At 54.8% G+C, this 14,131-nt stretch carries 15 protein-coding genes; 11 read left to right on the plus strand and 4 right to left on the minus strand.

Annotated elements, in window-relative coordinates; genetic code table 11:
* Positions 1-50: 50 nt before the first annotated feature.
* The 6 genes from gatC to H6853_06955 all read left to right on the plus strand — a co-directional run bounded on the left by gatC (position 51) and on the right by H6853_06955 (position 4,950).
* Positions 51-332 carry an Asp-tRNA(Asn)/Glu-tRNA(Gln) amidotransferase subunit GatC gene (gatC, locus tag H6853_06930; GenBank protein ID USO03261.1) on the plus strand — a complete coding sequence of 94 codons (282 nt, stop codon included), beginning with the start codon at positions 51-53 and terminating at the stop codon, positions 330-332.
* Positions 333-362: 30 nt separating this feature from the next.
* Entirely contained in the window at positions 363-746 is a 384-nt protein-coding gene (locus H6853_06935; protein USO03262.1) for a GxxExxY protein, read from the plus strand.
* Positions 747-782: 36 nt separating this feature from the next.
* Positions 783-2,264 carry an Asp-tRNA(Asn)/Glu-tRNA(Gln) amidotransferase subunit GatA gene (gene gatA, locus H6853_06940; protein USO03263.1) on the plus strand — a complete coding sequence of 494 codons (1,482 nt, stop codon included), beginning with the start codon at positions 783-785 and terminating at the stop codon, positions 2,262-2,264.
* 50 nt (positions 2,265-2,314) lie between these two features.
* On the plus strand, positions 2,315-2,848 hold the full coding sequence (locus tag H6853_06945; GenBank protein ID USO03264.1) for a hypothetical protein: 534 nt from the start codon (positions 2,315-2,317) through the stop codon (positions 2,846-2,848).
* A gap of 41 nt (positions 2,849-2,889) precedes the next feature.
* On the plus strand, positions 2,890-4,341 hold the full coding sequence (gatB, locus tag H6853_06950) for an Asp-tRNA(Asn)/Glu-tRNA(Gln) amidotransferase subunit GatB (protein ID USO03265.1): 1,452 nt from the start codon (positions 2,890-2,892) through the stop codon (positions 4,339-4,341).
* A gap of 192 nt (positions 4,342-4,533) precedes the next feature.
* Positions 4,534-4,950 (plus strand): hypothetical protein, encoded by a 417-nt coding sequence (locus tag H6853_06955; GenBank protein ID USO03266.1) that lies wholly within the window; start codon positions 4,534-4,536, stop codon positions 4,948-4,950.
* Here H6853_06955 and purQ read toward each other — a convergent pair.
* Both purQ and H6853_06965 read right to left on the minus strand, forming a co-directional pair.
* Positions 4,927-5,751, minus strand: coding sequence for a phosphoribosylformylglycinamidine synthase I (gene purQ, locus H6853_06960; GenBank protein USO03267.1), 825 nt, complete (start codon positions 5,749-5,751; stop codon positions 4,927-4,929). The two genes, H6853_06955 and purQ, sit on opposite strands and share 24 nt — an antisense overlap.
* A 3-nt stretch (positions 5,752-5,754) precedes the next feature.
* Positions 5,755-8,652: a phosphoribosylformylglycinamidine synthase gene (locus tag H6853_06965; GenBank protein USO03268.1), complete on the minus strand. Its 2,898-nt coding sequence runs from the start codon at positions 8,650-8,652 to the stop codon at positions 5,755-5,757.
* Positions 8,653-8,760: 108 nt separating this feature from the next.
* Between H6853_06965 and H6853_06970 the strand changes: the two genes are divergently transcribed.
* The 5 genes from H6853_06970 to H6853_06990 all read left to right on the plus strand — a co-directional run bounded on the left by H6853_06970 (position 8,761) and on the right by H6853_06990 (position 12,985).
* On the plus strand, positions 8,761-10,812 hold the full coding sequence (locus tag H6853_06970; protein USO03269.1) for an NADH-quinone oxidoreductase subunit G: 2,052 nt from the start codon (positions 8,761-8,763) through the stop codon (positions 10,810-10,812).
* Complete coding sequence (locus H6853_06975) at positions 10,809-11,213, plus strand: nucleoside triphosphate pyrophosphohydrolase family protein (protein USO03270.1); 405 nt, start codon at positions 10,809-10,811, stop codon at positions 11,211-11,213. Before H6853_06970 ends, H6853_06975 begins: the two co-directional genes overlap by 4 nt.
* A complete protein-coding gene (gene nuoH / locus H6853_06980; protein USO03271.1) occupies positions 11,210-12,229 on the plus strand; it encodes an NADH-quinone oxidoreductase subunit NuoH in 1,020 nt (339 codons plus the stop codon). Before H6853_06975 ends, nuoH begins: the two co-directional genes overlap by 4 nt.
* Positions 12,230-12,243: 14 nt before the next feature.
* Positions 12,244-12,726 carry an NADH-quinone oxidoreductase subunit NuoI gene (nuoI, locus tag H6853_06985; GenBank protein USO03272.1) on the plus strand — a complete coding sequence of 161 codons (483 nt, stop codon included), beginning with the start codon at positions 12,244-12,246 and terminating at the stop codon, positions 12,724-12,726.
* A gap of 67 nt (positions 12,727-12,793) precedes the next feature.
* Complete coding sequence (locus tag H6853_06990) at positions 12,794-12,985, plus strand: hypothetical protein (protein ID USO03273.1); 192 nt, start codon at positions 12,794-12,796, stop codon at positions 12,983-12,985.
* A gap of 6 nt (positions 12,986-12,991) precedes the next feature.
* Here H6853_06990 and H6853_06995 read toward each other — a convergent pair whose 3' ends face one another.
* Complete coding sequence (locus tag H6853_06995; protein ID USO03274.1) at positions 12,992-13,546, minus strand: acyloxyacyl hydrolase; 555 nt, start codon at positions 13,544-13,546, stop codon at positions 12,992-12,994.
* A 117-nt stretch (positions 13,547-13,663) separates the two neighbouring features.
* Positions 13,664-14,068 (minus strand): hypothetical protein, encoded by a 405-nt coding sequence (locus H6853_07000; GenBank protein ID USO03275.1) that lies wholly within the window; start codon positions 14,066-14,068, stop codon positions 13,664-13,666.
* Positions 14,069-14,131 lie beyond the last annotated feature (63 nt).

A 14,131-nucleotide genomic window follows, 5' to 3' on the forward strand; every position in this document is an offset into this window, starting at 1 on the left:
TACAACTCTCTTTTGTAACGCGAAACCAAAGGCTTGTAACCCGTAAAATCATGGATATTAAAACCGTTAAGAAAGTGGCCTCTCTCGCCCGTCTCAAAATGAGCGAAGAAGAGCTGGAAAGATACAAACCCCAACTGGAAAACATCCTGAAATTTGTGGAGCAGCTGGGTGAAGTGGACACGGACAATGTCGAGCCGCTGGCCAATGTGGTGGATATCAGACTGCGCCTGCGCGAGGATGACGTGACGGACGGCGGTATTGCCAAGGACGTGCTGGCCAATGCGCCGGAAGAACTGGAAGACTTTTTTGCGGTACCGAAGGTGGTGGAGTGAGTTTAACCACTAAGAACACTAAGATTTGTAATGCTCGCAAAAGAGAACGAAACAGATATTTCACGAATGGTTGTGGATTGTGCGTACAAGGTCCACACGGCTCTCGGTCCCGGACTTTTGGAGCATGCTTATGAGGAATGCCTTGCTTTTGAATTTATGAAAAGGAATCTGGTTTTTGAAAAACAAAAAACACTTCCCGTTCTGTACGAAGACGTTAAGATTGAGGCAGGATACAGGCTGGACTTTTTGGTTGAAGAGAGCTTGATTGTAGAATTGAAAAGCGTTGAAAAACTGATACCGATTCATGAGGCGCAAATTCTGACATATTTAAAACTTTCCCGCATTAAAACGGGACTTTTGATTAATTTTAATACGAGGCTTATTAAAGACGGTATCCGACGATTTTCTCTTTAAACTCTTAGTGGTCTTTGTGACCTTAGTGGTAAAAAAATGAATTTAACAAACCTGACGCTGGCGGACGCTCTCAAAGGGCTTGAAAACAAGGATTTCTCTTCCGTTGAAATTACGAAGGCGCATCTGGACGCGATGGAAGCCGCAAGGCATTTGAACGCCTATATCACGGAAACGCCGGAAATCGCCCTCAGGCAGGCCGAAGAAAGCGATACCCGCCGTGCCAAAGGCGAAGCGGGGCCGCTGGACGGCGCGCCCATTGCCGTTAAAGATCTTTTTTGCACGAAAGGCGTTCAAACGACGGCCGCCAGCCATATTCTGGAAGGGTTTACCCCCGGATATGAATCCACTGTCACCCAAAAACTTTTCGCAGACGGGGCTGTCATGCTGGGCAAAACCAATCTGGATGAATTCGCGATGGGCTCTGCAAATACGACATCCTATTTCGGCAATGTGATTAGTCCGTGGAAACGCAAGGACGGCGCGGATCTTGTACCCGGCGGGTCTTCCGGCGGGTCGGCGGCGGCTGTTTCGGCCCGTTTGGCGCTGGTTGCCACAGGGACGGATACGGGCGGCTCTATCCGTCAGCCCGCCAGTTTTACAGGGATTGCAGGAATTAAGCCTACCTATGGGCGCTGCTCCCGCTGGGGCATTGTGGCTTTTGCGTCCTCTCTCGATCAGGCGGGCGCGTTTGGCCGTACGGTGGAGGATGCGGCCCTTTTGCTCAAATCGATGTCGGGTTTTGACCCAAAGGATTCCACAAGCGCTGAAAAAGACGTACCGGATTTTGCGGCGGCCCTGACGGGTGATGTCAGGGGCCTGAAGGTTGGTATTCCCAAAGAATACCGCGTGGACGGGATGCCGGAAGAAATCGAAAAGCTCTGGCAGCAGGGAATCGACTGGCTTAAAGAGGGCGGCGCGGAGATTGTGGATGTCTCTTTGCCTCACACGAAATATGCGCTTCCGACTTATTATATTATTGCGCCGGCGGAATGCTCCTCAAATCTCGCCCGGTATGACGGGGTGCGCTACGGTTTGCGGGTGGAGGGAAACGACCTGCGGGACACGTACGAAAACACACGCGCCAAAGGGTTCGGAGATGAGGTTAAACGCCGGATTATGATCGGCACCTATGCCCTGTCTGCGGGGTATTACGATGCCTATTACATCAAAGCGCAGAAGGTCCGCCGTTTGATCTTCAATGACTTTCAGGCCGCTTATGAACAGTGCGATGTTTTGCTGACCCCAACCGCGCCGTCTGCGGCATTTGCCATCGGGGAAAATGAAGAAGACCCGATCAAAATGTACCTGAACGACGTTTTCACCGTGCCGGCTTCACTGGCCGGATTGCCCGGCATGTCGGTTCCTGCCGGATTATCCGCCGACGGCCTGCCGCTGGGCTTGCAGATTATCGGGCGGCCGTGGGATGAGGAAACGGTTCTGCGTGTGGGCGGCGTGATTGAAAAATCCGCAGGGTTCAGCGCTTTGCCGGAGATGCTGCAAGGCAAAATAGCGGCGTAAGGCGCTTTCCTGTACACTTAACCTTGGAACCTTTCGAAAGGGATATGTTTATGCGCTTTTTTGTTGTTTTAACGACCCTGTGCCTTCTCTCGGCTCCGGCTTTTGCCACGCCTGTGAGCAAGGACGCGGCGAACGCCTATTATCAAAATTGCAAAAGCCAGAGCGCCGAAGGGATGAGCCGGAAAAGCCAAGACTTCATGTGCGCCTGCACCGCCGCCAAAATGATGGATCATATGAGCGTCGAAGATGTTAAGATGATGGGGCAGCAGAATGAGAGCGGGCGCAAGGCCACCAACAAAATGATTATTCAGGTCTACGCTCCCTGCATCGAGTATCCGGCACGGGATCATTATTACAACAACTGCATTTCGGACCCGAAAACAAAGACGATGACCTCCAGTCCCAAAGCGATGTGTTCCTGCATGGCCGGGGAAATCGCGGACCATTTGAAAAATAACGCCCAGACGGTCTTCCGGGAAATTTTGACGCGCAATCCGAATATCACGGACCCCATGGGCGCGCTGACCTCCGATTCCGAATTCCAGCAGTTCGCCCGGCGTAAACTACTTGGCTGCGTGCGCTAAAGCCGCTAAAGTCCTCCCGTTATAAAATGCGAGAGGACAAAATGTCGGCACTAATCAAAGGCAAAACGGGCGAGTGGGAAACTGTGATCGGTATGGAAATCCATGCGCAGGCCACGGCCCGCTCCAAACTTTTCTCCGGCTCTTCGGCGGCCTTTGGCGCCGAACCGAATTCCCAGGTGTCCATGGTGGACGCGGCCATGCCCGGCATGCTGCCCGTACTGAATAAAAGATCGGTGGAGCAGGCCGTGCGGACAGGGCTGGGGCTGAATGCCAAAATCAACACAACCTCCGTTTTTGCGCGGAAAAACTATTTCTATCCCGACCTGCCGCAAGGGTACCAGATCTCGCAATTTGAAGACCCGATTGTCGGGAAAGGCAAAATCGAAATCGATCTGCCGGACGGCAGCACGAAGGATATCGGCATTACACGCCTGCATCTGGAACAGGATGCGGGAAAGTCGGTGCATGACCAGCATCCAAGCAAAAGTTTCGTGGATTTGAACCGCTCGGGCAACACGCTGATGGAAATCGTGTCGGAGCCGGATATCAGGGGCCCCGAAGAAGCCACCGCCTACCTGTCCAAAATCCGTATGATCCTGCGCTATCTGGGAACGTGTGACGGGAATATGGAGGAAGGTTCCATGCGGGCGGATGTGAATATCTCTGTGCGTCATCCGGGGGATAAGCTTGGCACCCGCGCGGAAATCAAAAACGTCAACTCTCTCAAGGCCGTCCATCAGGCCATCGAATATGAGGCGGATCGCCAGATTGAGCTGATCGAAGAGGGCGGGGAAGTGGTGCAGGAAACGCGCCTCTGGGACCCGGTCAAAATGGAAACGCGCTCCATGCGCTCCAAAGAGGAAGCGCATGACTACCGCTATTTCCCGGACCCGGACCTTTTGCCGCTGGAAATTGAGCAAAGCTGGATCGACGAAATCAAATCCACGCTGCCGGAACTTCCGGATGAAAAGAAGCACCGCTTTATCGAATCTTACGGACTGAGCCCTTACGATGCGGGCGTGCTGATTTCCGAACGGGCGCGGGCGGAATATTTCGAAACGGTAGCCAACGACAACGATACGAAGCTCGCGGCCAACTGGGTGATTAACGAGCTTCTGGGCGCGCTGAACAAAGACGGCAAAGCGCTCTCGGATTCGCCCATTTCGGCGCAGCAGCTTGGCGGCCTGATTGGGCTGATTTCCGACGGCACCATTTCCGGCAAGATCGCCAAAGACGTTTTTGCCGAAATGTATAAAACCGGCCATGACGCCGGCAAAATCGTCGAGGAAAAGGGCCTGAAACAAGTCACCGATACCGGCGCGATTGAAGCCGTTGTTGACCGGGTGATTGCCGGCAATCCGGATAATGTCGCGGCTTATAAGGCCGGAAAAGACAAGCTTTTCGGCTTCTTCGTCGGGCAGGTCATGAAGGAAACGCAAGGCAAAGCCAATCCCGCCATGGTGAACGACCTCCTGAAGAAAAAGCTTTCCTGACGAAGCGGGGCGAGTACCCCTATTTTCGTCATTGCGAAGGAGCGTAGCGACTGAAGCAATCCATAGCCAAAAGGAAAAATTCCGGATTGCCGCGCCGCTTTTTCAGCGGCTCGCAATGACGGGATGAATACCCGGCCGCTTACGGGGCTTGTTTATTGACTTTTTGAACATCTGCCGTTATTATCCATAATAATGACAGTTAGACAAGAATCTTTATTCAAAGGGAGTCATCGGCGCGCCGTCGAAGAAAGCGGGCGGGTTGGCTTGCCGAAGGCTTTTCTTACGGTCAGCCTAAAGGAGGCCGGCTTCGACCTTGTGAAACATCCTCATGACAAATGCCTTGTCGGATATGTGTCCGGCCGGTTTCCTTTTGAAAAAGCGGATAAATCTTTGTGTGCGGTCTTTGCCGAGGCCGTGAAGCCGGACAGGAACGGCAGGTTTATCCTTCCCAAAGCGTCATGGAACCATCCGGAGGAAAAAGAACCCCCGCATGTTACTTTTCTCGGATTTGGAAATTATTTTGAAATCTGGTCCCCTGAAAAACTCGATGAAATGCCTGAAAAATTTAAGGCTTCACAGCTTAAATCACGCCGTCTTTCTTTTACCTGAAATCTCGAAATAGGCGGCGGCGTTCCGGAAGAGCGCATGGCCCCCGGCTTCTTCGGAAAGCGCCTTGCCTTCACGCCGCGCCGCATCTTTCAGGGCGGCATAGTCGTCGCGCTGGCTTACGAACATCCCGCGCTCCGGATGGGGCATCATGGCGAGCACCCGTCCGCCGGGGTCCGTAACGCCGGCGATATCGTCGGTGGAGCCGTTGGGGTTGAAGGGAAAGACGCCTTTGGCGGCTTCGCCCTCCGGCGTGATGTAGCGCAGGGCGATCTGGTCGTTCTCTTTCAGGGCGGAGAGGGTTGCTTCCTCCATCATGAAGCGTCCTTCGCCATGTGCGACGGGGATGTGCAGGCGTTCAATGCCCTGTAGCCACGGGGACCTGTTTTTTTCCACGCGCACATCCACCCAGCGGCACTGGTAGCGGGCCGTGAGGTTATGGGTCACAGCCACGGACCGCTGTCCGTATTTTCCCTCCAGCGCGGGCGCGAGGCCGAGATTGGCCACAATCTGGCAGCCGTTGCAAATGCCGATGGTCAGCGTGTCGCGCGCGACAAATTCCCGTAAATGATCCCACAGCGTCAGCCGCATTTTCTGGGCAAAGGCATTGCCGGAGCCGGTGTCGTCCCCGTAGGAAAATCCGCCGGGCAGGCAGAGCGTCTGGGTTTCCTTCAACTCGGCGGGGGCTTCAATGAGGTCGTTGATATGGCGGATGACGGCTTCGAACCCCGCCTGCTTAAAGGCAAAGGCGGTTTCTTCCTCGCAGTTCAGGCCGTATCCGGCGATGACAAGGGCTTTGGCCATTTTCTAATACCCCCTCAAAGGCGCTTTATACGCCTCTTCCAGATCTTCGACCGGCACTTCGAAATCGACAATGCGCAGGAAGGGTTTTTCCATGACGGTGCCGATCTGCGAGACATATTCGAAATCCTTGAAAATTGTCTCGAAGGCTTTTTGATCCTCCGGGGCGACACTGACCAGCACGCGGCCCGGGCTTTCGGAGAAAATCTTTTTATCCAGCCTCATGTCGCTGTCCAGCATGGCGGTAATTCCCAGCCCCGAAGCGATGCACATCTTGGCCAACGCCACGCCGCTTCCGCCCAGCCCCACCGGAATGGCGGCCGCGCAAAGCCTTTGCCGGTTGGCTTCGGAGAGCAGGCGGTAAAGCTGCATGTTCCTGGCGGCGCAGGTTTCCGGCACGTTGTTGCCCAGAGCGCCATGCAGGGCGTAATATTCGGAGGCACCCAGCTCGTCCGCCGTATCGCCCAGCATGTAAATCAGGTCATAGGGGCGTTTCAGATCAAGGGAAACGGCTTGGTCTATATCGGGCATGACCCCCAAAGCGGAGACGAGAAGGGTCGGCGGAATGGAGATTTTAACGGGATTGTCTTTTTCGTCATAGCCTTTGAAGTCGTTAAACATGCTGTCCTTGCCGGAAATAAGGGGTGTTCCGTAAGCCGTGGACAGGTCGTAAATCGCCTCGGCGGCACGTTTTAACTGGCCCAGACGCTCCGGCTCGTCCGAAGAGCACCAGCAGAAATTATCCATGATGGCCAGATGCCCGATCGGGCAGCCGGCCGCCACGGCGGCGCGCACCGCCATATCGAGCGAAGCCGCCGCCATATGATAGGTGTCGATATCCGAATAGCGCGGAAACAGCCCCTGCGAGAGGACAGCCCCTTTCCGGCTTGTCAGGACCGGGCGGCTGACGGAGGCGTCGGCGCATACGCGGCCCTTGCCCTGCAGTGGCCCCAGAACGGCGCTGCCTTGCACATTATGGTCGTATTGCGTGGCGACGAACTCCTTGGAGCAGATATTCAGCCGTCCCATCATCGACAGGAGCGTTTCTTTGTAATCCTTGGGTTCGGGAATGTCCGGCTCGGATTCGCCGCCGCGTGTAAAGCTTGTGGCCAAAGGCGTTTCCGGTACGCCGCTGTGGAGGAAATCCATATCCATATCCATGACCGGCTGTCCCTGCCAGCTTAGAATGGCGCGGCCAGAATCCGTAAACTCTCCTATATCCCAAGCATTTACGCCACGTTTTTCAAGTAATTTAATAAGTTTATCGACCTGCGCCGGTGGAACGGAGAGCGTCATGCGTTCCTGGCTTTCCGATATCCATATTTCCCAGGGCTGCATACCGGGATATTTCAGCGGCACTTTATCCAGTTCCAGATGAAACCCGCCGCAGCTTTCCGCCATTTCCCCCACGGAGGAAGACAGGCCGCCCGCGCCGTTATCCGTAATGGCGTTATAAAGCCCCATGTCGCGGATTTCCTTGACGATCGCATCGGAGAGTTTTTTCTGTGTGATTGGGTCGCCGATTTGCACCGCCGTCGCCGGAGAGCCTTCATCCAGCGCCACGGAGGAAAAGGTTGCGCCGTGAATACCGTCGCAGCCGACTTTTCCGCCCGCCATGATAATCCGGTCGCCGGGATGCGCCGCTTTTTCGTGGCCGGGTTTTCCGCCCACCTCGCGGGGAATGACCCCGACCGTTCCGGCAAAAACAAGGGGCTTGCCGATATAGCGGTCGTCAAAATACATAAAGCCCTGCGGCGTGGAGATTCCGGAGCAGTTGCCGCCGACATTTACGCCCGCAACCACGCCCTTGAGGACGGTTTCGGCCGAGAGGCTTTTGTTTTTCCGGCCCTTGCCGCGGTAGTAGCCCGTATCTTTCCGCGGGTCGGCAAGGCAAAAGCCGTAGCGGTTCAGGACGGGCTTGGCGCCCTGTCCGAATCCGATGCAGTCCCGGTTCACCCCGACAATTCCCGTAATCGCGCCGCCAAAGGGGTCCAGCGCCGACGGGGAGTTGTGCGTTTCCATCTTGTCGGTAATCATCCAGTCTTCGTCGAAAACGATCCCGCCGGAATTGTCCTTGAAAACGGAGATGCAGAAATCGTTTTTGCCTTTGGCCGCGCGAATGTCTTTTGTCGCCCGGCGGATATAATGTTTGTAAAGCCCGTCTTTGATGTCATCTATGGGGGAGGCGAAGATCGTGTGCTTGCAATGCTCCGACCATGTCTGGGCCAGCGTCTCCAGCTCTATGTCTTTGGGGTTCCTGCCTTCCTTTTCAAAATGCGCCTGGATGGCTTTCATATAGAACAGGGACAGCCCCAGAGGTCCGCGCGTCGTTCCATCCGCATTCCTGATACCGTTTTTACCGATCTCGGCAAGCTCTTCGTCGGACACGTTCAAATCGACTTCGTCGGCGCCGGGCGCATGATTGTCAAGATGAACCCTGGGAATGACGACGGGCAAGGGATCGCCGCCCCGCTGGATATGGGCGCGCTGGATCAGCGGGTTGTGCAATGTGTCGGCAAATGTCCGGACGTCCGATTCGCTTAAGCTTCCGTCCAGAAGGATCAGGCGGGAGGAATAAACGGGCTGGTTGTCATTCAGGGTCAGGGCCGCCAGCTCCGTGGCCGTATGTCCGACATTGTCGGTAACGCCGGGCAGGAACCCGATTTCCACGGCCCAGTCGAAAGAGGCTTTTGCCTCGTCATTGAGGAAGGCTTTTTGCGTAACCGGATTGACGAAAGATTGCGTCAGTTTATCCAGAGAGGCCGCGCCTTTGATATCGTTTTCAATCGTGTAAACATCCACGACGCGAACGCCGACGGATTTTCCCGTTTTCGTAAAATGTTCCTGCAGCGCTTTCGCGCGACCGTCTTCCAAAAGAGTAAAAACTTCGATACGCTGGGCCATGGTTCACGTTTTAAACCACAGGAAGCTTACATTCTATAGCGTTTTTTGTTTTTTTCTGCTTTTTCCCCGTGTACTCTGTCTGCGTCTTTGTTTTAAAAAGTCCGGGTCATGCCAAAGCTCACTATCACCATCAACGATTCTGAAATCGAAGTCGAAGCGGGAACCTCTATCCTCGAAGCTGCAAAGCAGCTTGGAATCGAAATCCCGCATTTTTGTTATCATGACCGCCTGAGTCCGGCGGGGAATTGCCGCATGTGTCTGGTGGAACTGGAAGGGGCGCCCAAGCCTGTGGCGTCCTGCTGCATGAATGCCGGGGACAAGATGGTTGTCCGCACGAATTCGGAGAAGGTCAAAAAGTCGCGCAACGGCGTCATGGAGCTGATGCTGGTGAACCATCCGCTGGATTGTCCGATTTGCGATCAGGGCGGGGAGTGCGATCTGCAGGATCAGGCGGTGGCCTACGGTTATGACCGCTCGCGCTATCACGAAAGCAAGCGCGCCGTGCCGAACAAAGATGTCGGGCCTTTGATTAAAACGATCATGACCCGCTGCATTAACTGTACGCGCTGCGTCCGCTTCGGGGAAGAAATCGCGGGAACGCCCGTTCTGGGGCAGATGAATCGCGGGGAAGATGCGGAAATCGGCACGTTTATCGAAACGGCTGTCAGTACGGAACTCTCCGGCAACCTGATTGACATTTGCCCTGTCGGGGCGCTGACCTCCCGGCCGTTTGCCTTTACGGCCCGGCCCTGGGAGCTTGAACACACAAAGAGCGTCGATGTGCATGACGGTCTGGGCGTAAATATCCGGGTTGATTCGCGCGCGGGCGAAGTGATGCGCGTGCAGCCGCGCCTCAATGAAAATATCAATCAGGAATGGCTGGACGACCGGGCGCGCTTTTCCTGCGACGGGTTGAAGCACAAACGGCTGGATCGTCCTTATGTCCGCAACACGGAGACGGGAAAGCTGGAGCCGGCCAGTTGGGAAGAAGCGTTTACGGCGGCGGCTGAAAAACTCAAAACCTTTAAAGGCGACAACATTGCCGCCTTTGCAGGCGATCTGGCGGATGTCGAATCCATGATCGCGCTCAAGGACCTGATGCACGATATGAAATGTTCCAATCTGGAATGCCGTGTGGACGGGGCCCGCTTCGATACTTCCAGCCGCGCCGGATACGTGTTCAATTCCAGCATCGCGGGAGTCGATCGGGCCGATGCCGTTTTGATCGTCGGGTCCAATCCAAGGTGGGAAGCGGCGCTTTTGAATACGCGCCTCCGCGCGGCGGCGGTGAAGCGGCACGTGCCCGTGGCGCTGATTGGTAAAAAAGTCGATCTGTCTTATCCTTACGAATATCTGGGAGAAGGACCCCGGGACCTCGAAAAACTTCTTCAGTCAAAATCCGGTTTCGCCAAAGTCCTGCAGGACGCAAACACGCCGATGATTATCGTCGGGGCGGGGGCCTTTGCCCGCGAAGACGGGGAAGCGGTGCAGGCGCTGGCGCGCTGCGCGGCGGAAACGTTCGGTATGCTCAAAGAGGAATGGAACGGATTTAACGTCCTGCATCACGCGGCTTCGCGTGTGGGCGCGATCGAGATCGGCTTTTTGCCCGAAAAACCCTTCAAAACCGAAGAGGCCGGGCTGGTGTACCTGCTGAATGTGGATACGCCTGAAGTTTTAGGGGATATCCACCCTCATTCCTGCGTCATTTATCAGGGGCATCACGGGGACAAGGGGGCCGCCCGAGCCGACATTATTTTCCCCGGCGCGGCCTATACCGAAAAAAGCGGCATTTACATGAACACCGAAGGCCGTCCGCAAATGGCTCTCAAGGCTGTGGATCCGCCAGGAGAGGCCAGGGAAGACTGGAAAATTCTCCGCGCTCTTTCCGGCTATTGCAAACGGACGCTGCGGTATGATGATCTGGCGCAGCTTCACAAAAGGCTGGTTGCGGAATTCCCGCAATTCGATCTGATGGATGAAGTCGCTGTCGCTTTCTGGGAAGGTTTTGGAAAAGCGGGAGAGGTGTCTGCGGCGCCGTTCAAGTCTCCGGTCGAAGATTTTTACCTGACAAATGTGATTACAACGTCTTCCCCGACCATGCAGGAATGCTCGAAAGCGTTTTTGCATAAGGAAGACCCTCTTGCGGAGGCTGCGGAATGAGCAAAACAACCCTTGAACAGGTGCGGATATTCCATGAAACCTACGGGCTGCCCGTGAAGGCGTCACCGGATATTTCGGATTCGAAAACGAACGATCTGCGGATCAATCTGCTGGCGGAGGAACTGGAGGAACTGAAAGAAGCTCTTGCCGGCGGGGATATCGTCGAAACGCTGGATGCGCTGGTGGATCTCCAATATGTTCTGGACGGGGCCTTTTTGTCTTTCGGGTTGCAGGATTTGAAAGCCCCTGCCTTCGAGGAGGTGCAGCGCTCCAATATGAGCAAGCTCGGAAAAGACGGAAAACCGGTCGTGCGCGAGAGCGATGGAAAAATCCTCAAAGGGCCGGATTATTTCAAGCCGGACCTGACGCAATTTTTTGACCTGCCGGAGGCTGCCGAATGACACCCGATTTTCTGGCCCTGTGGAACGGTTATGGCGCGCCCCTCTTCTGGATCGTCCTTCATATCGCGGTGATTGTCGGGGCGGTGCTGGTGCTTGTCGCGTACTACACCTATGCGGAGCGGAAGATCATGGGCGCGATGCAGCGCCGTCAGGGGCCGATGACGGTGGGGCCGTTCGGGCTTCTCCAGCCGCTGGCGGACGGGATCAAGCTCCTGTCCAAGGAAACGATTTTACCCACGCAGGCCAACGGGCCGGTCTTCTTTCTGGCGCCTGTGCTTGGCTTCATGCTTGCCCTGACCGCGTGGGCCGTTATCCCGGTGGGGTACCAGCTTGCGCTGGCCGACATCAATGTCGGGATTTTGTACCTGTTTGCCATTTCCTCCATGGGCGTTTACGGCGTCATCATGGCGGGGTGGGGGTCCAATTCCAAATATGCGTTTCTGGGCGGGATGCGCTCGGCGGCGCAGATGGTGTCTTATGAAGTTTCGATGGGTCTTATTATCGTCACCGTTCTGCTTTGCACCGGCTCCTTGAATTTAAGCGAGATCGTTCTGGCGGAACGCTCCGTCTGGATGCAGATATTGCTTCTCCCCATGCTGGTGGTGTTTCTGGTGTCCATTCTGGCGGAAACAAACCGCGCGCCTTTCGACCTGCCGGAAGGGGAGTCGGAAATTTCCGGCGGGTTTATGGTGGAATATTCCGCGATGGCCTATGCGCTCTTTTTTCTGGGCGAATATGCGAACATGATTCTGATGAGCGGGATGACGGTTGTCCTGTTTCTCGGGGGCTGGTTGCCGCCTTTCGGGATCGAGGCACTGGCCTTCGTGCCGGGAATTGTCTGGTTCGCCCTGAAAACATTTGCCGTTATGTTTTTCTATGTCTGGGCGCGGGCGACGTTTCCGCGCTACCGCTATGACCAGCTTATGCGTCTGGGCTGGAAAGTTTTCCTGCCTTTCACCTTGCTCTGGGTCGTTGTGGTGTCCGGCTCTCTGGTTTATTTTGATGCGTTGCCATAGGTGTAAATGAAGAGATGAAAAAATATCTGAACGCATTTTTGCTGGTTGAAATTGTAAAGGGCATGGCCCTGACGCTCAAATACATGTTTTTCGTGCCGCGCGTGACGATCAACTATCCGCATGAAAAGGGGCCTTTAAGCCCGCGCTTCCGGGGGGAGCACGCGCTGCGCCGCTATCCGGACGGGGAAGAGCGCTGCATCGCCTGCAAATTATGCGAGTGCATTTGCCCGGCACAGGCCATTACGATTGAGGCGGAGCCGCGCGAAGACGGCTCCCGCCGGACGACCCGTTACGATATCGACATGACCAAATGCATTTATTGCGGCCTGTGTCAGGAAGCCTGCCCCGTGGATGCGATTGTGGAAGGCCCGAACTTTGAATATGCGACCGAAACCCGGGAAGAGCTTTACTACGACAAGAAAAAGCTTCTGGAGAACGGGGACCGCTGGGAAGCGCAGATCGCCCGCAATCTTGCCCAAAACGCGCCTTACAAATAAATTATAAATTTCAATAGGTTAACAAAGTTTTTTGCATTCCGTTTGCCCGATTCCATATAATGCAGATATGAGTATAAAGCCGGGATTCAGAGTGACGGAACATTGGGAAGGGGTTGCTCCCATGCCGCATGAGTCGCGCTCTATCGACGCGAACAAGTGCAACGGTTCCATTGATAAGGGGGCCGTTTTCCAGCATAGCCAGCGGGGCTACACTGCTGTCAATTCCGGTGGATTGGCCGCACCGCCCAAAAACGGATAGTTTTTTCTAAAAAATATTATAGCCGCCCCTGCCGCCTCCCAGAGAAGGCAGGCTTCCGGAAAGCGCCGTTCCGATCGGGACATGGTAATAAAGATTCAGGATTTCCACGCCCGGGTTTTTGTTGCCGATGGAGGCGTTCGAGATATGCCCGAACGCGACGCCCAGACGCTGTCCCCCGTCAAACTTGTATCCCAGCTCCGCCTGCGAGCGAAACTCGATGGCATGGCCCAGATCCTTATCGCTGCTGCCTTGCGCATAAAGCCCTGCGCCAAAACTCGGGGAGAAATAGATATGGTCCGTGACATCGAGGTCAAGGATAAGGCCGCCGCCGCCCCAGACGGATGCTTCGGAGGTCACTTCGCCGCCGACCCACGGTTTTATTTTCCAAAACAATTTTACATCCGGGCGGTATTCCAGCCGGAAATCCGCCGCGCCGTCGTCTTTTCCAATGTCGTAATATCCCGCGCCAAGGCTGAGAAGGCTCTGGGCGTTTGCCGGCAGGGAGATGGCCAGGCAGGCAAGAAGAAAAAGGAAAAAAGAAAACTTTTTTATTCGTATCACGGTATCAAATCCTTTGTTTTGGAGCGGACGTAAAATATTTCATCGTTTTATGACATAAACATGAAACAAGGGGGACCAAAAAGCAAGGGGAGGGTTTTTGGTTTTTTCAGGTTCGCCCTACCTTAAATATATTGTAGGGAGGCCCGACTTTCGCCTGCTTGCAGCAGCCACGCCTACAGCCGCTCCAAGGGCGCCGAAAGCAACTCCAAATACAACGTCGGCTATTTTTTTGAGCGATTGATTTGTTTTTTCATCTTTTTCGTGTTCCTGTTTTATGCACGAGGCTATCCTGGCGTGTTCAATGGATAATGTCGTCCGGCCTTCCGGCGTTTGAAGGGCGGAAAGGCCCGCCTCCTTTATTTTTATTTCAGGGGCAAGGCACCGTGCCGTATATTGTTCCAGCTTTGGATCGTTTTGTGGATCGGCAGGCAGACCATCCGGCATGATATACACAAGTCCTGCGGCTAAAGAGGCTCCAAAAATTGCGCCAAGCGCTCCACCTACCCATTGTGCTCTACTCATGGTCTTTTTCCTTTTTTAGGTTTGTTTCCCGGAACCTAACTCAAAAAAATATTATGTCAATAT

This window comes from Rhodospirillales bacterium, assembly GCA_023898765.1.
In the GTDB taxonomy this organism is placed as follows: domain Bacteria; phylum Pseudomonadota; class Alphaproteobacteria; order Micavibrionales; family Micavibrionaceae.